This window comes from Aquabacterium sp., from assembly GCF_041915145.1.
In the GTDB taxonomy this organism is placed as follows: domain Bacteria; phylum Pseudomonadota; class Gammaproteobacteria; order Burkholderiales; family Burkholderiaceae_C; genus Aquabacterium.
Genome location: NZ_JAYSBZ010000004.1, coordinates 1 through 16,954 on the forward strand (window position 1 = coordinate 1; position 16,954 = coordinate 16,954).

The window sequence follows — 16,954 nt, forward strand, 5'->3', positions numbered from 1 at the left end:
GGCTTGCGCCAGCACGCCTTTTTGAATGAGCTCGCCGGCAATGGGCAGGCGCAGCTTGGTGCGGTCCCACGCCAGGCGGCCCGAGTCGGAGCCGACGAACAGGTGCCAGCCGATGGCCGCCAGCACGACACCCGCCAGGATGGCCGGCCACCAGGTGAGCGTGAATTGCGAGGTGCCGAGCAGGATGCGCGTCATCAGCGGCAGCTCGGCATGCAGGCTGGCGAACACCTTGGCGAAGGCCGGGATCACGAAAATGTTGATGATGCCGATCGCGCCCACCATGGCCATGATGACGAAGCTGGGGTAGCGCAGCGCCGACTTCACCTGCTCGCGCATGTAGCGCTGGAATTCGAGGTGATGGAACAGGCCGATGTAGACCTCTTCGAGCCTGCCGGTGGTCTCGCCCACGCGCACCATCGACACATAGAAGGTGTCGAACACGTCGCTGCGGCGGGCCATGGTCTGCGAGAGCTCGACGCCGCTTTCGAGCCCGGCGGCCAGCTCGTTGTAGAGCTGCTTGAGCCCCTTGCTCTCGGCCGACTGCTCCAGGCTGCGAAAGGCCCGAATGATCGGCACCCCGGCCTTGCTCAGCGTGTAGAGCTGGCGGGTGAACATCATCAGCTCGACGTCGTCGATGCGGTCCTTGCCCAGCAGCTTGCCGAGCACGTCGGACGCCTCGGCCACTTGCTTGACCTCGGTGATGGACACCGGGGTGATGCCGCTTTGCGCCAGCCAGTCCACCACGTTGGCCGTGCTCGATGCTTCGAGCATGCCTTGCACGGCTTCCTTGCGGGCGTTGCGGCCGTAATAAGAGAACTGCGGCATGGTGGCGCGTCAGGGTCGTGGTGAGTGGGTCAAGTCTGCGTGCTGGCCCGCATGCCCTCGGCCACGGTGGTCTTGCCGGCCATGGCCAGGCGCAAGGCGTCGCGCTTGAGGGTGTAGGCCGCAAACTGCTCGTGGGCGATGCGGGTGAAATCGGTGTGGTTGCCGGTGGACGCCGCGTGCGTGAGCTCGGGCGTCATCTCGATCATTTCGTAAATGCCGGTGCGGCCCCGGAAGCCCGTGTTGTGGCAGCTGTTGCAGCCCACGCCCTTGAAGAAGGTGCCCTGCCCCATCGTGAGGCCGGCGGCGGCCAGCTCGGGCGCCATCCATTCCTGCTCGTGCGCGGCGGGCTCGTAGGGCGCCTTGCAGCTTTCGCAAACGGTACGCACCAGCCGCTGGGCCAGCACGAGGCGCAAGCCCAGCGCCACCATGTAGGGCGGCACGCCCATGTCGGCCAGCCGCAGGGCAGCGCCGGCGGCGTCGTTGGTGTGCAGGGTCGAGAGCACCAGGTGACCGGTGAGCGCGGCGCGCAGGCCGATCTCGGCGGTTTCCTGGTCGCGCATTTCGCCCACCAGCAGCACGTCGGGGTCTTGCCGCAGGCACGAGCGCAGCACGCGGGCGAAGGTGAGATCGATCTTGTCGTGCACCTGCACCTGGTTGAGGCCCGGCAGGCGGTATTCGACCGGATCTTCGACCGTGATGATCTTGGTTTCGGGGTCGTTGCGCTCGGCCAGCGAGGCGTAGAGCGTGGTTGTCTTGCCCGAGCCGGTGGGCCCGGTGACCAGAATCAGCCCCGAGGTGGACGCCAGCGCCGTGCGCAGCCGGCCCAGGATGGCTGGCGGCACGTTGAGCGAATCGAGGTGCATGCGCTGGTTGGTCTGCACCAGCAGCCGCATCACCACCGACTCGCCGTATTGCACCGGCAAGGTCGAGATCCGGATATCGACCGGCTGCCCCCCCACCACCGTTTGAAAGCGGCCGTCTTGCGGCAGGCGCTTTTCAGCAATGTCGAGGTTGGACATCAGCTTGAGCCGCTGCACGATGGCCTGGCTGACCTTGGGGTCGTAGGTGCTGTGCTGATGCAGCATGCCGTCGATGCGGAAGCGGATCGAGGTCTGCTTTTCTTGCGGCTCGACGTGCACGTCCGACGCGTTCTGCGACAAGGCGGCCTCGAAGATCGACGCCAGCAGCTTGACGATGGGGGCGTCTTCGTTGGCGACCGTCAGCTCCAGCCCGCCGAGCGTGGGGCCCAGGTCGGCCGCCACTTCGTTGGCCAGGCCGGTGACTTGCTCGCGGCGCTGGTAGATGCGGTCCACCACGTCGAGCAGCGCCTTTTCGGTCACCACCACGAGGTGCACCTGCGTGTGCAGGGCGCGGGTGACTTCGTCGAGCGCGAAGGTGTCCATCGGGTCGGAGAACGCCACCAGCAGGCCGTCGTCCTGCTCGCCGATCACCAGCGCGCGGTGGCGCCGGGCCAGCGCCTCGGGCAGCCGCTTGACCAGCTCGGGCTTGAGCTCGCGCCGCGCCAGATCGAGGAAGGGCAGCTTCATCTGCTCGGCGATGGTCAGGCCGATGGCCTGGTCGGTGACCAGATTCAGATCGGCCAGCACGCGGCCCAGCTTGCGGCCCGTGCGCTTTTGTTCGGCCAGCGCCTGTTCGAGCTGATGCAGGCTCAGCAGACCTTGCTGAACCAGCACCTCGCCGAGGCGGAATTTGCGGGGCTGGGTGTTCACGTTGGCGGCCCTCAGTTGATGGTGGCGAGCTTTTGCTCGACCCAGTTCTGCAGATCGGGGCGCAGCGTGCCCAGCGCGCGGGCCCGGTTCAGCGCATTGCGCGCGGCGGCGCTCTGCCCCTGGGCATCGCAGGCCACCCCCAGGCCCAGCCACCAGGTGGCATTGCTGGGCTGCTCGCGCAGCGCCAGCTCGTAGGCTCGCGCGGCTTGCGGGTATTGCCCCTCATGAGCCAGCAGGCCAGCCTTGAGGCCGAGCGCATCCGCCGTGGGGCGGGTCTGGCCTTGCAACTCGGCCAGCGCCTGCTCGTTGAGGCCGCTCACCACCAGAGCGCGGGCGCGCTGGTATTGCAGCTCGGCATCGTTGGGGTTGGCCTTGAGGCCTTCGTCGATCAAGGCGCCGGCCTGATCCACGCGGTTGAGGTTGAGCGCCAGGCTGGCCGCCAGACGACGGGCCGCGCCGTGTTGCGGGTCGATGCGCAAGGCGTCGAGCGCGGCTTCGAGCGCGGCGGTGTCGCGCCCTTCGTCAGACAAGTCGAGTGCGCGGTGATAGGCCTGGGCCGCGCGCGCCACCGGGCTGGTGGCGGCGCCCGCGGCGGGCGGGTCGATCATCGTGAAGCGGCGCTCGTTGCCGGCGGTGGCCCCCACGGGCACCGCGGCAGGCAAAACCTCGGCACGCGCAGCAGGCGGGGCGGCGGGCACCTTCGGAATATGCCGAACCCGCGCGGGCCCGGCGAGCGCCGACAAGGCCCCGTCCATGACCAGGCCGTTGCGACGCGTCTCGACCGCAGCCGGGGCCACCGCGGCGGGAGCCGGCTGCACCGACGCCACCACCACGGGGCGTGCCGCCGGCTGCTCGGCGGGCACGGGGTGCCAGAAGGCGCTGAGCTGGAGGTTCACGCGCTGCCAGCCGCCGTCGATGGCGTGGCGCGGCGTGGCCGCATAGGCGCACGCCAGCAAGGCCAGCATGGCGGTGGCCTTGACGCGCCAGCTCATGGGGCGGCGACGTTGCCGGGCTCGCACCCGGTAGGGCAGATCGGGGATGTCAACACGCTTGGCGGCCGGGGCTGCCGTGGTGTCGGGCTGCGCGGCGCCGCGCGCGTCCAGGTCTTGCAGCATGCGGTTGATGACGCTCATTGCCGTTCTCCTTGCAGGGCGCCCAGCTGAGCCGCGCCGATGTGCACCGGGCCGCCCAACAAGCGCCAACGTTCGCGCCACACGGCGAGCGCGTCGCCCACGCCCACTTCGTGCTCGCCCCGGCCGTAGGCCAGCATCAGGCATTGATGCGCCAGCAGATTGGCCGTGCGCGGCACGCCACTGCTGGCCCGCCACAGCAGCGAGGCCGCGGCCATCGAAAACACCGGGTGCCCGCGCCAGCCGGCCACCGTCATGCGGTGGTGCAGGTAGCGGCGAAAGTCGTTGAACGGCATGCCTTGCAGCTGCGCGCCAAAGGCGATGCGGCTGGCCAGCGAGCGCAGCGCGGGAGTGCGCAGCATGTCGTCGAGCTCGGTCTGGCCGAACAGCGCGATCTGGATCAGCTTGCGCTTGCGCGTCTCCAGGTTCGACAGCAGCCGCAGCGCCTCCAGGCTGCGCTGGGGCAAGGCATGGGCTTCGTCCACGCACACCACCACGCGCTGACCGCGCGCCGCCAGTTGCAGCAGCTCGCTTTCGATGAGCTGATAGAGCGTGTGCTCGCCGTCATGCACGTCAGGGCGCAAACCCAGCTCGCACGCCAGGGCGCGCAGCAGGCCGGCCGGGTCGAGGCGCGGGTTGAAGAGGTAGGCAGACACCACGTTGGCCGGCAGCGCGGCCATCAGGCGGCGGCACAGCAGCGTCTTGCCCGTGCCCACCTCGCCGGTCACCTTCACGAAGCCCTCGCCGCTGTCCAGCGCCAGCAGCAGCGTCTGCAGCGCGGCCTGGTGCTGGGCGTCGAGGTAGACGAAATCGGGGTCGGGCGTCAGGCCGAACGGGCTTTCGATCAGGCCGAAGTGCTTGAGGTACATGGCTTACTCCCCACCCAGGCGTTGGTTGACGCTGTGGTTCTCGAATTGCAGGCCGCCGATGCGCTGTTCGGTGCGGGCCAGGTCGGCGCGCCAGTCGTTGTCGGTCTTGATCACGGTCGGCTTAATCAGGAACACCAGCTCGCTCTTCTTCATGCTGCGGCTGTTCTGCTTGAACAGGTTGCCCACTACCGGAGCGTCGCCCGCCAGCGGCACCTGGTCTTTCTCGGAGGTCTGCTCCTGCTGCATCAGGCCACCGATGGCCACGATGTTGCCGTCGAGCACGCGCACCACGGTGTCGGTTTCGTTCACGGTGCTCGAGGCCAGCGGCAGGTTGAAGTTGCCCAGCGTGCCGAGGTTGACCACGTGCGCCTTCTCGACCACGTTGCTCACCGAGGGCCGCACGTGCATCGTCACCATGCCCTCGGCGTCGATCTGCGGCGTCACGTCGAGCGAGATGCCCGAGAAGAAGGGCTGCACGGTGATCGACGGCGTGGTGACGGTGCCGCTCGCGCTACTCGTGGTGGTGGTGGAAATGTTGGTGACGAAGAAGTCGTCGGTGCCCACGCGCAGCACGGCTTTCTGGTTGTTGATGGCCGCCACGCGCGGCGACGACAGCACGTGCACCTGCCCCTGGGTTTCGAGGAAGGACAGCAACCCGTAGAAGTTGGCCGTGCTGAAGGCCATGCCCAACACCCCGCCGGTGGCATTGCTCAGCGGCGTACCGACGAGCTGACCGAGCGTGCTCGGGATCACGGTGACCGGGGTGGTGCTGGCGTCCACCGTGGTCACGACCGAGCCGTCTTGAATGCCGTATTGGCGACCGATGCTGCCCGGCACGTTGATGCGAGTGGGGTCGGCCCCCACCGACAGGCGATGGTTGCCCGAGCCCGTGAGCGACGCCCAGTTGATGCCCGATTCGTAGCCTTCTTTCAGCGTCACCTCGACGATCTTGGCCTCCAGCATCACCTGGCGTTCGATCGACAGCTTGGACGAGCGCAGGAAGGCTTCGACGTCGCGCAGCTCCTTGGGCATGGCGCGCACCACCAGCACGCCCGAGTGCTGCGACAGCACGATCTGGCGGCCGGCTTCGGTGCCGACGATGGCCTTGAGCGAGGCGTCCAGCTCCTTCCAGAAATCGGCATCGGTGGCGGTGGTGACCTGGCTGCCTTCGGTGATGGTCGATTGGGTGCCGGTGGACGTGGTGCCCGATGCCCCGCCCGTGGTGTTGTTGGTGACGTTCGACACCGAGCCCGAGATCACCCGCGTGTCGCTCGACCCCGTGCGGCGGCCGCTCGGGTAGGCCACCTGGAAGATGCGCGTCTGCAGCACGGCGGGCTCCACGTAGATGCGGTTGCCCGACACGCGGTACTCGAAGCCGTAGAGCTCGCGCAGCACTTCGAGCGCCTCGACGGCGGTCACGTCGCGCAGGTTCACGGCCACGCTGTTGGTCAAGCCCGGCGGCACGACGAAGCTGTAGCGCGAGCCGGCCGCGATGGCCTCGAACACCTGATTGATCGAGGCGTTGTTGAACACCAGGTCGAAGCGCGGCTCGGTGCGGCGCGCGGCCTGCGGCAACGCCTTGCCCTGGGCGCCGCCCGGCACCAGCGCCTGCATCACGCTGTCGGGCGCCTTGGTGGCGCGGCGTTGCTCGACGGCCGCCTTCATTTCGGCCTCGATGGCGTTGCGCGTTTCCGGCTTGTCCTTTGGCGCGGTCTGGCAAGCCGACAGCAGTACGACCGAGCTGGCAAGAGCCAGCAGCCCCAGCGGGCGACGAGCAAGCGACGACGAAGAGACGAAGGTGGTGGCGGTGGCGTGCATGGTGCGCGCTCCCTTGTCGAGAGTGAAAGGACGAGAGGACGGAAGCTTCATTTCGGGGGCGCCTCGTTGGGTCGGGATGCCGACGCGGCACCGGCGCCCGCGCTGGTGGGCGGGAACAGATCGAGCGATTCGGTGTGGCCGTCGGGGTAGCGCAGCGTCACACGGCGGCGGGTCACGGTTTCGAGCGTGGCGCCCCGCACCGTGCGGCCCTTGGGCACCCAGGTGCCGTCGATCACCGCGCCGGCCTGGTGGCCCAGGCGCACGCCGGCCAGGCCTTGCACGTTGACGGCGCCGTCGTCGAGCAAGGCTTGCTCGGGCGCCGCGCTGTCGGGCGCGGCAAACGGCGCTTGCGGCCCCATGGCGCGCGCCACCGGCAGCCCGCAGGCGAGCTGGGCCGCGCAGATCAGCACGAGAGAGCGGATCACATTTCGAGCCATGCTTGCTCCTCGCTGATCGCCACAAGGGTGAAGGTCGCCACCACCAGGCCATCGGCCTTTTCGGTGCCGCTCAGCAGCACGCGCTCCAGGCGCATCGACTGACCGTCGCGCTCCATCTGGCTGACCACGCGCAGCACGTCGCCCAAGGCGCCGCTCACGCGCAGCTCGGCGCGGTGGCGGTAGAGCGTGGGCGCGGGCTTGGCGGGCTGGGCCGCGTCGCTGGCGGCCGCATCGGCGGGCGCGGCGGCATCGCTGGCGGGCGTCGCCGGCTCGGCCGGAGCTGCCGCGGCGGCGTCCTGCTTGGGGGCCTCCGGGATTTCGTCAGGCAACGCGCGCAGCGCCTGCACCTGCACGCCAGCCAGCGCGAGGTTCTGGCGCAGCTCGGCGAACATGGCCTGGGGCGCCACGGCCCGGGCATGCTGCACGGGCGACTTTTGCCGCTGCGCCCATTCTTCGCGCAGCTTGTCGAGCCGGGCCTGGGTGGCCTCGATCGCGGCCTGCTGGGCCTTGACCTGCATCTGCTCGGGGCCTTGCTGCGTCTCCGAGGCCACGCGGCGGTCGTGCAAGGGCAGCACGAGCTGAAACTCGACCGCGCCCAGCAACGCCAGGCCGCCGGCCAGCAAGGCCAGACGGTCGCGCCGCGACAAGACATTGAATCGCTCGACGAAGCGCTCGACAGCAGGCCACTTCATCATGGCGCCCCCCCTGCCGACTTGTTGGCGTCGAGGCTCGATACCTCGAAGTCGTATGCCGCCCAGGTGATCGCCGGCTTGCCGCCGTCGCTACCCTCGGCGGTGTCGGATTCCTTGGTCACCTCGCGACGCTCGAAGCTCAGCACGCGCACCGGCAAGCCCGAGAAGGCGGTCTGCCCGCTCAGGGCCTGCACGTAGCCGGCCACGTCCGCGCTGCGCAGGCTGCTGCCGGCGATACGCACGTTGCGGGCCCCGAAGAATTCCACCTGCCGCAACCACAGCGAGCCCGGCAGGGTCGACACCAGGGCCTGCAGGCGAGCCGCGCAGTCCTTGGGTGGATCGAGCAAGGCTTGCTCGGCCTGGCGCAACTGGTCGTCGGCCGCGATCTGGGCTTGCAACTGCGCGAGCTGCTCATTGACCTGCTGGGCGTTGGCCGAGCTGGCCTGGGCATCGGTTTCGGCGGCGGCTGATGCCGCGCTCACTCGCTGCCAGCGGTATTGCTCGAAGCTGTATTGCCCCACCAGCGCCAGCGCCGCCAGCCCGAGCGCGACAACGATGTTGCGCCCCGAGAAGGGGTCGCGCCCCGCTTGCGCGGTGGCGTCGATCAGGTTGATCTGCTGCGTCATGCCGCGGCCTCCTGGGCGACGATCACGCTGCGCAGCGCGGCCCCCACGGCCAGCAGGCTGACCTTGTGCCTGGGTTCGCCTCGGCCATGCGCGTGGGCGTCGATCTCCAGCCGCTCAGCCAAGTCGAACGCGTGCAGCCGCAGGCTCACATGCGGTGCGAGTTGCTGCACCAGGTCCATGTCGGGCACCGACTGCTCCACCCACACCCGCTCGATGGCCGTGCCGTAGAACTGGCGCTCGAAGGCATCCGCCGAGCGTTGAATTTCGAGCGCCAACCGCTCGAACAGCGACTGCCGCGTCATCAGATCGGCGCGCACGAAATGCGCCACGTTGAGATCGTCGAAACGGCGGAACATGCACAGCTCGCCGCGCCACGCCACCACGAGCGCGCCGCCGGTCGAGCTCAGCCGCAGCAGGGCCGTGGCGGCGGGCGTGGGCTCCATCACCAGCAGGTTGCGCAGCGCCATTTCAGGGATGTCGATCGAATCGAGATCGACGCGGGCCTTGCGGGCACGCTGCATCCAGTCGCGCACCCGCGCGCGCTGCGCCACCACCGCCCAGGCATGGTTGCCCTCGCCCTCGCCATTGGGCGCGGGCGCCACGATGCAGTCCACACAGGCCTCTTCGACCGGGAAGTCGATCATGTCCTTGATGCGCCAGCGCACTGCGGCGGCCCGCTCGGCAGCCGGCACGGCGGGCGTGTCGACCGACAGCATGCGGTAGTCGTCGCCCGGCAGCAGCAAGTTGGCGCTGTGGATGCGCAAGCCGCGCTGGCGCAACCACTTGTGCACCGACTCCAGGCTCGGGTCGTCGGTGAACGACTCATAGCCGATCAGCTTGGGGCGCCCTTGCCCGCTCAGACGCACGACGGCCGCGGCCAGCCGCCCCGGGCCGAACACCAGCCCCAGGTGACTTGAACCTCGCGGTTTGACCCGCCAGCGCGGAAAGATCATGCGAAATGGCATGGACGCATCTCCAGACAATTCGCTTCAGTCTAGGAGGACGCAAGTGACCGCTAACCTCAAAAATGACGAGGTTCGACCCGCCAATTCGTCACACTCTTGCGACCCGGCGGTCACGGGCCCGCGCCGCACGCAAGAAGGCTTGCGTCAGGGTGCCGGAGGTCTTCGCGTCTGAAAATGGATGTTGACAGCGCTAGACTGCCAAAATCCCCTGCCCGAATTCATGAAGCCAATCACGAGGTGACCACCGTGCGCGCCCACCCTTTTTCACTGACCGCCCTGACGCTGGCCCTGCTGCTGGCCCAAGGCCATTGCCTGGCCCAGGCTGCGCAGCCTGCCGGCAGCGCCACCGCCGCGCCCCGCGAGCTGGGCAAGCCTGAAGACGACATCGAGCTCGATGTTCGCGCCTACCAGATCGACGGCCTGCCCGGCGTGCCCGCCGACAAGCTGGCCGCCGTCACCGCGCCGTTCACCGGCAAGGCCCGGCACTTCGAGGACCTGAGCAACGCGGTGGCGGCCGTCACCCTGTATCTGCAGCGCGACCTCGGCTACTACGTGGGCATGGCCTACCTGCCCGAGCAAAACCCCAAAGACGGCATCGTTCGCATCCAGGTTCTGGAAGGCCGGCTCGACCAGGTCAAGGTCAACTGGTCGGACGACCTGCCCGTCAAGCGCGACGTGATCGAGGCCCACCTGGCCGCGTTCAAGCCCGGCAGCGTGCTGCGGGTGGACGAAGTCGAGCGCGCCGTGCTGCTGCTGGGCGACCTGCCCGGCGTGCACACCCGCTTCGAGATCGAACCCGGCCGCACGCCCGGCACCGCTTCGCTCGTGGTGACGCCGCAAGCCGAAGCCCGCGTGGCCGGCAGCGCCGAATTCGACACCCTGGGCTCGCGCTACACCGGCATCACCCGCTGGGGCGTGCAAGCCGCCATCGCCAGCCCGCTGGGCTGGGGCGACACGCTGATGCTGCATGCCCGCACGACCACCAGCACCGGCTTGTACGACGGCGGCCTGAGCTACATCGTGCCGGTCGGCACCCAGGGCCTCAAGCTCGGCGCCTCGCTGGCCGGCGTGAGCTATCAGGTCGATCACAGCTTCTTCGATCAAGACCTGCACGGCCACGCGCTGGCGTCCAACGTGTTCGGCACCTACCCGGTGATCCGCTCGCGCAACCTGAATCTGTTCGGGCTGACCAGCGTCAACTACAAGCGCTTCGACGATCATTTCGACGACTTCTCGACCCGCAAGAGCAGCACCGGCGTGCAGCTCGGCGTGCTGGGCGACCTGCGCGACGGCCTGCTGGGCGGCGGCATCAACACCTACGACGCCGCCTGGACGCAAGGCCGCATGAGCTTCGACCCCGCGCTCACGCCCGACGGCGTGCGCCCCAGCTACGGCAAGCTCACCCTCGGCGCCTCGCGCCTGCAGAACATCCTGCCCGGCCGCCTGCAGCTCTACGCCCGCTACAAGGGCCAGCTGACCAACGCCAACCTCGACGCCACCGAACGCCTGCCGCTGGGTGGGGCGGATGGCGTGCGCGCCTTCGGCCCGTCTGAAGGCACGGGCGACGACGCCCACTTGCTGAGCGCCGAGTTGCGCCTGCTGCCACCCGAGTCGTGGTTCGGGCGGGCTGCGCGCGAGTTGGCCTTCCGCACGTTCTACGACTGGGGCCACTCGAAGTACTCGCACGACCCGCTGCCCACCGGCTTGGTCAACACCACCACGCTGTCCGCCGTGGGCCTCGGCCTGAGCTGGGAGCGCCCGAGCGAATTCGTGCTGCGCTTCGACCTGGCCTGGCGCGCCCAGGGCCACCCCGACATCGAGCCGGTCAACCACCAGCCTCGCGCCAGCCTCGTGCTCAACAAGCCGTTCTAAGCGGCCTCAGCTGAAAAAGGTTCTGCCATGACTCGCTTCACCCTCGTCAACCCATCCCTGCGCCCCCTGATCACTGCCGCGCTCTTGGCACTCTCGGGCGCTGCGGCGCAGGCGCAAACCGCCGGCCCGCCGGCCAGCGGCGCGCAAGGCGGTAACACAACAGTCACCATCCCGGTCATCACCAAGCAGACCACCGGCGCTCGACAGGGCGCCGCAACTGCTGCAGGCAGCGCCCTGCAGCCGCGCCCGCTGCCCGGCGTGCGCGGCGGCCTGATCACCGAGGTCGGATCCGGCCGCGCCATCGGCGAAGGCAGCCGCGTGCTGACCGTGCCCGGCAAATGCACGCCCAAGGCACACAGCCTCGACTGCGCCAGCGAAACCGCGCAAGACAGCGGCGGGGCCGACGTGTCGGGCCGCGTGCGCAAGGGCGTGATCGGCGAAGTGGGTGCCGGCAAGGCCACCACCGAAGGCGCCGGCAAGGCGCAAGGCAGCAAGACCTGCACGCCCGCCCCGGGCAAGCTGACCTGCGAGTAAGCAGCGTCAGCGCTGCGGCGTGGGAGCTCAGCCTCCCACGAAGTAGCGCTTCAAGCCGGCCAGGATCATCTCGACGGCGATCGCCGTGAGCACCAGGCCCATCAGCTTTTCCATCGCGTTGACCACCTGCTCGCCCAACCAGCGCTGCAGGCGGTCGCAAGCCAGCAGCGCGATCAGGCTCACGCCCACGGCGGCCGTGAGCGCCCCCACCCACTCGATCAGTTGACCCGGTTGGCGCGACGCCAACAGCAGCACGGTCGCCATGGCCGACGGCCCGGCCAGCAAGGGCACGGCCAGCGGAAAGATGAACGGCTCGCGCCCCGCCACGCCCTGCGCGTCGTCGTCTGAAAAGATGTGCCCGCCCGACGAGAAGATCATGCGGATGGCCACCATCAGCAGGATCACGCCGCCGCCCACTTCGAGCGAGCGCTCGGTGAGCCGCATCACCTGCAAGAAGCCATGCCCCGCCAGCATGAAGGCCAGCAGCACCGCGAAGGCGATGCAGGCCTCGCGCACCGCCACCCTGGCGCGACGATGCGGCTCCACACCGCGCATCACCGCGATGAACACCGGCAGGCTGCCGAAGGGGTCGAGCACCAGCAGCAGCAAGATGAAGGCAGACCAGAAGCTGTGGCTCATGGCTTCATTCTGAGCCGGCGCCCCTCAACTGCCTACGCTGGAAAGTGCGGTGCGCCACCTCGCGCCCTCCGCCAAATCGATCACACCCCGCGCGGGTGATGCTGGGCGTGCAGCTGCTTGAGCCGCTCGCGCGCCACGTGGGTGTAGATCTGCGTGGTCGAGATGTCCGAGTGGCCCAGCAGCATCTGCACGGCTCGCAGGTCGGCCCCGTGGTTGAGCAGGTGCGTGGCGAAGGCGTGGCGCAGCGTGTGCGGCGACAGCTTTTGCGTGACGCCCGCGGCCACCGCGTATTTCTTGACGATCTGCCAGAACATCTGCCGCGTCATCGGCCCGCCGCGCACGGTCACGAACAGGGCATCGCTGCCCTGCCCGCCCAGGATCTCGCCGCGCGATTCGGCCAGATAGCGCTGCAACCAGTCGTGCGCCTCGGCGCCAAAGGGCACCAGGCGCTCCTTGCTGCCCTTGCCGGTCACGCGAAGCACGCCCTCGCTCAAGCTGACGTGGATGCTCTTGAGCTCCACCAGCTCGCTCACGCGCAGGCCGCTGGCGTACATCAGCTCGAGCATGGCGCGGTCGCGCAGACCGAGCCGGGTATCGAGATCGGGGGCGCGCAGCAGCGCCTCGACCTGCGCCTCGCTGAGCGACGACGGCAGGCGCAGCGGCAAGCGCGGCGATTCGAGCTTGAGCGTGGGGTCGGCGGTGATGCGCGCCTCGCGCAGCGCCCAGCGGAAGTAGCGCTTGAACACGCTCAGCCGGCGATTGACCGAGGTGGCGCGCGAGCCCGCGTGGCGCTCGGCCATGTAGCCGCGCAAATCGGCCTCGGTGGTGGCGTCAAGCGCCTTGCCGGCCTGGATCGCCAGCCAGTCGCACAGCAGGGCCAGGTCGCGCCGGTAGGCGGCCAGCGTGTTGGCGCTCAGGCCTTCTTCGAGCCAGAGCGCATCGATGAATCGATCAATGCTGCGTGCGCTGGCTTCGCGGGCCTGATCCACGGGTTCGGTCATTCGGATGCTGCCGGACTCACGGCTGGCGCGGACGCTGACGGTTCAGCAGGAGCCATCGCAACCGGCGCCACGGGCTCAGACGGGCGATTCACGCCGCCAGCCAACAGGGCCTGGCGCAGTTTCTTGTCGACCGCGCGCTCGCCGATGAAGATTTTCAAGAGGGCGCGATACAGATCCTCGCCTTGAACGGCGGCGCCGCGCTCGTGTCCGTTGAAGCTGAACACCAACCCGCGTTTGGGCAGATAGTCCAGATCGATTCGATCACCCACATGCACCTCACCAACGGCGACCACGTTGGCCCGAAAACGCGCCACGCGGTCGGCCATGGCAACCTGCTCTTCGGGCGTGGTGTTCTTGTTCATACCGTGAGTGATGGCATTGGCGAACACCTCGATTGGTGCGTCCATCAACATGCGAATCGCCAGGCGCTTTGGGCCAGTGGCCTCGATCAAGCTCGCCGGCTCGCTGCTGGGGTGCTCGACGTAGAGCCCGACCACGAAGGCGCGGATGAAGGCCACGCCGCGCAGGCCCACGCCATTGAGCTGCAACGGGCTGCGCGACAGCGTGATGGCGTCGTCGTAGTGCTGGCCCTCGATGCTGGCGGCGCGCGCCGGGGCCAAAGCTTGAGTGCCGAGCAGCACAGCCAGCGCGGTGGCGCCCAAGGCCCGGGTGAGTCGAAGTCGAATCGGTTGCATGGTGTCTTTCAAGAAGCAGCCGATGCGGCAGCCGGCGCACCAGGCCGCTGTGCCAGGGCCCAATGCACGTGCTCGGCGAGCAACGGCGAGGCGCCATCGAGCGCTTGCTGCAAGGCGGCAACAACGGTGGCCGCGATGGCCGGGTCGTCGATGGCTCGCAGCGCGTTGCCCAGCGCCACCGCGAGGTTGCGCCGCCAGCGCTCGATGCCGATACGGCGGATCGGACTGCCCTCGGTGTGGCGCAAGAAGGTGGCTTCGTCCCACGCCCAGAGCTGCAGCAGCGTGGGGGCGTGCCACACCTCGCGGGTATCGAAGTCGGGCAGCGTCGCGCGGCGGGCGAATTTGTTCCAGGGGCAGACGAGCTGGCAGTCGTCGCAGCCGTAGATGCGGTTGCCGAGCAGCGGGCGCAACTCGGGCGGGATCGGGCCGTCGTGCTCGATGGTCAGGTACGAGATGCAGCGCCGCGCGTCGAGCAGGCGCTCGCCAACGATGGCCTGCGTGGGGCAGACGTCGATGCAGGCGGTGCAGGTGCCGCAATGCGTGCGCTCCGGCTCGCTCACCGGCAGGGCCAGGTCCACATAGATTTCGCCCAGGAAGAACATCGACCCGGCCTCGCGCGACAGCAGCAGCGTGTGCTTGCCGCGCCAGCCCAGGCCGCTGCGGCTGGCGAGCTCGACTTCAAGCACCGGAGCCGAGTCGGTGAAGACGCGGTGGCCAAATGGCCCGACGGACTCGGCCAGCCGATCGGCCAGCTTTTGCAGCCGGGCGCGCAAGACCTTGTGATAGTCCCGCCCCCGGGCGTAGAGCGACACGGCGGCATCCATCGGTTGCTCCAGGCGCTGCCATTCGATCTGCTGCCAGCCTCCCTCGTGATGGTCAGGCAAGGCTTGCGGCAGATAGTCCATGCGGGCGGTGATGACGCGCACCGTGCCTGGCACCAGCTCGGCCGGGCGGGCTCGTTTGAGGCCGTGCGAGGCCATGTAATGCATGCTGCCGTGGAATCCACGCGACAACCAACTCGTCAAACCGGGCTCGGCGCTGGCCAAATCGACATCCGCCACGCCGATTTGGGAAAATCCCAACTCGTTCGCCCAGGCTCGCAGATTGCGCACCAGGGCCGCCCCGTCTACCCGGCTCACGCCGGAGTCATCGACTTTGCTGAACGGCTCGCTTCGATCCACATGCATTCGCCCATTCTAGAAACCCGCACGCTCACCTGGCCCGACGAGGCCGCGTGTGAACGTTGGGCTCAGGGTCTGGCCCGGCACGCCGGGGTGCGCGATGCCTTGATCGAGCTGCACGGCACGCTGGGCGCGGGCAAGACCACCTTCACGCGCCACCTGCTGCGCGCGCTGGGGGTGAGCGGGCGCATCAAGAGTCCGTCTTACGCGGTGGTGGAGCCGCACGAGGCGCCCGGCGTGCGCGCCTGGCATTTCGATTTCTATCGCTTCAACGACCCGCGCGAGTGGGAAGACGCGGGCTTTCGCGACATCTTCGCCGGCCCCGGCCTCAAGCTCGTCGAGTGGCCCGAGCAGGCCGGCGAGCTGCTGCCCGTGCCCGACCTGCGCCTGCACATCGCGCCGGTAGTCGGCCACGAAACCCAGCGCAGCGTGCGGCTCGACGCCTGCACGCCGCGTGGCCAGGAGCTGCTGTCATGAGCTGGACGAAGCGCCCCCTCACCCGCCGCGAGTGGCTGGGCACCACCGGCGCCCTTGCCCTGAGCCTGGGCGCCGGCGACCTCGCCTGGGGCGCCGGGCTGGTCGCCGTGCGCGTGTGGCCGGCCACCGACTACACCCGCGTCACGCTGGAGTCCGACACGCCACTGGTGGCCAAGCACTCGCTGGTCGACAACCCGCCGCGCCTCGTCATCGACATCAGCGGGCTCGAACTCAGCCCGGCCTTGCGCGACCTGGTCGGCAAGGTGCGCGCTGACGACCCCTTCATCGGCGGCGTGCGCGTGGGCCAGAACCAGCCCAAGGTGGTGCGGCTGGTGATCGACCTCAAGCAGGAGATCAAGCCGCAGGTCTTCTCGCTCGAGCCCGTGGCGGCCTACCAGCACCGGCTGGTGTTCGACCTCTACCCGCGCCACGCCCCCGACCCGATGGCCGCGCTCGACAACACGCGCCGCCCGGTGCCGCCGTCCAGCGCATCCACCGCCTCGGGGGTGGTGACCGCGCCCGAGGGCGGCGACGACCGCGCCGGTGCCGTCGCCGAGGCCCCGTCGGGCTCGCCGAATGATTCGCTGGGCGAGTTCATCGGGGGCCTGGGCACGCGCAAGCCCGGCGCGCCGGCCATTGCCAAGTCCAACAAGAGCGGCTCGGCGTCCGCCGCCCCCAAGGCCGCGTCGGCGCCCGAGCTGGCCGCCAACAGCGCGGCCTCGCGCGAGCCGCGCACCGAGCGGCTGATGATCGTCACCCTCGACCCCGGTCACGGCGGCGAAGACCCCGGCGCCATCGGCCCGTCCGGCTTGCAAGAAAAGCAGGTGGTGCTGAGCATCGCCCAGCGCCTACGCGAGCGGCTGGAAGCCCACCCCAATGTGCGCGTGCTGCTCACCCGCGACAGCGACTTTTTCGTGCCGCTGCGCGAGCGCGTCACCAAGGCGCGCAATGTGCAGGCCGACCTGTTCGTGTCCATCCACGCCGATGCCTTCATGAACCACCAGGCACGCGGCGCGTCGGTGTTCGCGCTGTCCGACAGCGGCGCGAGCAGCGCGGCCGCCAAATGGCTGGCACAAAAAGAAAACGCCGCCGACCTGGTGGGCGGCGTCAACATCAAGGCCAAGGACAAGGCCGTGCTGCGCACGCTGCTCGACATGTCCACCACCGCCCAGATCAAGGACAGCCTCAAGCTCGGCAACGAAGTGCTGGGCCGCATGGGCAAGGTGGGCCGGCTGCACCGCGACAAGGTCGAGCAGGCGGGTTTTGCGGTGCTGAAGGCGCCCGACATTCCGTCCATCCTGGTCGAAACGGGCTTCATCTCGAACCCCGACGAAGAAGCCAAATTGGCCGACTCGGACTATCAAGATCGCATCGCCGACGCCCTGCTGACTGGCGTGATGCACTACTTCGCCAAGCACCCGCCGATGCGCCGCGAGCGCTCGGTTTGACCCCACCACGTCCAC

General features: G+C 68.9%; 17 protein-coding genes. 4 read left to right on the forward strand and 13 right to left on the reverse strand.

What is annotated here, in order from left to right:
- The 9 genes from ACE3SS_RS01255 to ACE3SS_RS01295 all read right to left on the reverse strand — a co-directional run.
- The coding region (locus tag ACE3SS_RS01255) for a type II secretion system F family protein (RefSeq protein WP_374590449.1) at positions 1-825 on the reverse strand (825 nt) is incomplete at its 3' end.
- 29 nt (positions 826-854) lie between these two features.
- The gene (locus ACE3SS_RS01260; protein ID WP_374590451.1) at positions 855-2,555 is read right to left on the reverse strand and encodes a GspE/PulE family protein; all 1,701 of its coding nucleotides are present in this window, start codon (positions 2,553-2,555) and stop codon (positions 855-857) included.
- An 11-nt stretch (positions 2,556-2,566) separates the two neighbouring features.
- On the reverse strand, positions 2,567-3,688 hold the full coding sequence (locus tag ACE3SS_RS01265) for a tetratricopeptide repeat protein (RefSeq protein WP_374590453.1): 1,122 nt from the start codon (positions 3,686-3,688) through the stop codon (positions 2,567-2,569).
- Entirely contained in the window at positions 3,685-4,554 is an 870-nt protein-coding gene (locus tag ACE3SS_RS01270; protein ID WP_374590455.1) for an ExeA family protein, read from the reverse strand. The genes ACE3SS_RS01265 and ACE3SS_RS01270 overlap by 4 nt, the downstream gene beginning before the upstream one ends.
- Before the next feature lie 3 nt (positions 4,555-4,557).
- Complete coding sequence (gene mshL / locus ACE3SS_RS01275; protein WP_374590457.1) at positions 4,558-6,372, reverse strand: pilus (MSHA type) biogenesis protein MshL; 1,815 nt, start codon at positions 6,370-6,372, stop codon at positions 4,558-4,560.
- A gap of 47 nt (positions 6,373-6,419) precedes the next feature.
- On the reverse strand, positions 6,420-6,809 hold the full coding sequence (locus ACE3SS_RS01280; protein WP_374590459.1) for a hypothetical protein: 390 nt from the start codon (positions 6,807-6,809) through the stop codon (positions 6,420-6,422).
- Positions 6,794-7,504, reverse strand: a complete 711-nt coding sequence (locus ACE3SS_RS01285; protein WP_374590460.1) for a hypothetical protein — start codon at positions 7,502-7,504, stop codon at positions 6,794-6,796. The genes ACE3SS_RS01280 and ACE3SS_RS01285 overlap by 16 nt, the downstream gene beginning before the upstream one ends.
- Complete coding sequence (locus tag ACE3SS_RS01290) at positions 7,501-8,127, reverse strand: PilN domain-containing protein (protein ID WP_374590462.1); 627 nt, start codon at positions 8,125-8,127, stop codon at positions 7,501-7,503. Before ACE3SS_RS01290 ends, ACE3SS_RS01285 begins: the two co-directional genes overlap by 4 nt.
- Positions 8,124-9,092: a hypothetical protein gene (locus ACE3SS_RS01295; RefSeq protein ID WP_374590464.1), complete on the reverse strand. Its 969-nt coding sequence runs from the start codon at positions 9,090-9,092 to the stop codon at positions 8,124-8,126. Before ACE3SS_RS01295 ends, ACE3SS_RS01290 begins: the two co-directional genes overlap by 4 nt.
- A 246-nt stretch (positions 9,093-9,338) precedes the next feature.
- On the opposite strand from ACE3SS_RS01295, the gene ACE3SS_RS01300 reads away from it, so the two are divergent.
- Both ACE3SS_RS01300 and ACE3SS_RS01305 read left to right on the forward strand, forming a co-directional pair.
- Positions 9,339-10,964: a ShlB/FhaC/HecB family hemolysin secretion/activation protein gene (locus ACE3SS_RS01300; protein ID WP_374590466.1), complete on the forward strand. Its 1,626-nt coding sequence runs from the start codon at positions 9,339-9,341 to the stop codon at positions 10,962-10,964.
- A 27-nt stretch (positions 10,965-10,991) separates the two neighbouring features.
- The gene (locus ACE3SS_RS01305) at positions 10,992-11,498 is read left to right on the forward strand and encodes a hypothetical protein (protein ID WP_374590468.1); all 507 of its coding nucleotides are present in this window, start codon (positions 10,992-10,994) and stop codon (positions 11,496-11,498) included.
- Between the two features lie 27 nt (positions 11,499-11,525).
- Here the strand turns inward: ACE3SS_RS01305 and ACE3SS_RS01310 are convergent, their stop codons facing one another.
- The 4 genes from ACE3SS_RS01310 to queG all read right to left on the reverse strand — a co-directional run bounded on the left by ACE3SS_RS01310 (position 11,526) and on the right by queG (position 15,020).
- A complete protein-coding gene (locus tag ACE3SS_RS01310; protein WP_374590470.1) occupies positions 11,526-12,137 on the reverse strand; it encodes a MarC family protein in 612 nt (203 codons plus the stop codon).
- Positions 12,138-12,217: 80 nt separating this feature from the next.
- Positions 12,218-13,138, reverse strand: a complete 921-nt coding sequence (gene xerD, locus ACE3SS_RS01315; RefSeq protein WP_374590472.1) for a site-specific tyrosine recombinase XerD — start codon at positions 13,136-13,138, stop codon at positions 12,218-12,220.
- Positions 13,135-13,833 carry a chalcone isomerase family protein gene (locus ACE3SS_RS01320; protein ID WP_374590474.1) on the reverse strand — a complete coding sequence of 233 codons (699 nt, stop codon included), beginning with the start codon at positions 13,831-13,833 and terminating at the stop codon, positions 13,135-13,137. Before ACE3SS_RS01320 ends, xerD begins: the two co-directional genes overlap by 4 nt.
- 8 nt (positions 13,834-13,841) lie before the next feature.
- Positions 13,842-15,020, reverse strand: coding sequence for a tRNA epoxyqueuosine(34) reductase QueG (gene queG / locus ACE3SS_RS01325; RefSeq protein WP_374590476.1), 1,179 nt, complete (start codon positions 15,018-15,020; stop codon positions 13,842-13,844).
- Here queG and tsaE point away from each other — a divergent pair.
- Positions 15,015-15,491, forward strand: coding sequence for a tRNA (adenosine(37)-N6)-threonylcarbamoyltransferase complex ATPase subunit type 1 TsaE (gene tsaE / locus ACE3SS_RS01330; protein ID WP_374590478.1), 477 nt, complete (start codon positions 15,015-15,017; stop codon positions 15,489-15,491). The genes queG and tsaE overlap by 6 nt on opposite strands.
- A complete protein-coding gene (locus tag ACE3SS_RS01335; protein ID WP_374590480.1) occupies positions 15,488-16,939 on the forward strand; it encodes an N-acetylmuramoyl-L-alanine amidase in 1,452 nt (483 codons plus the stop codon). Before tsaE ends, ACE3SS_RS01335 begins: the two co-directional genes overlap by 4 nt.
- The last annotated feature ends 15 nt before the right edge of the window (positions 16,940-16,954 follow it).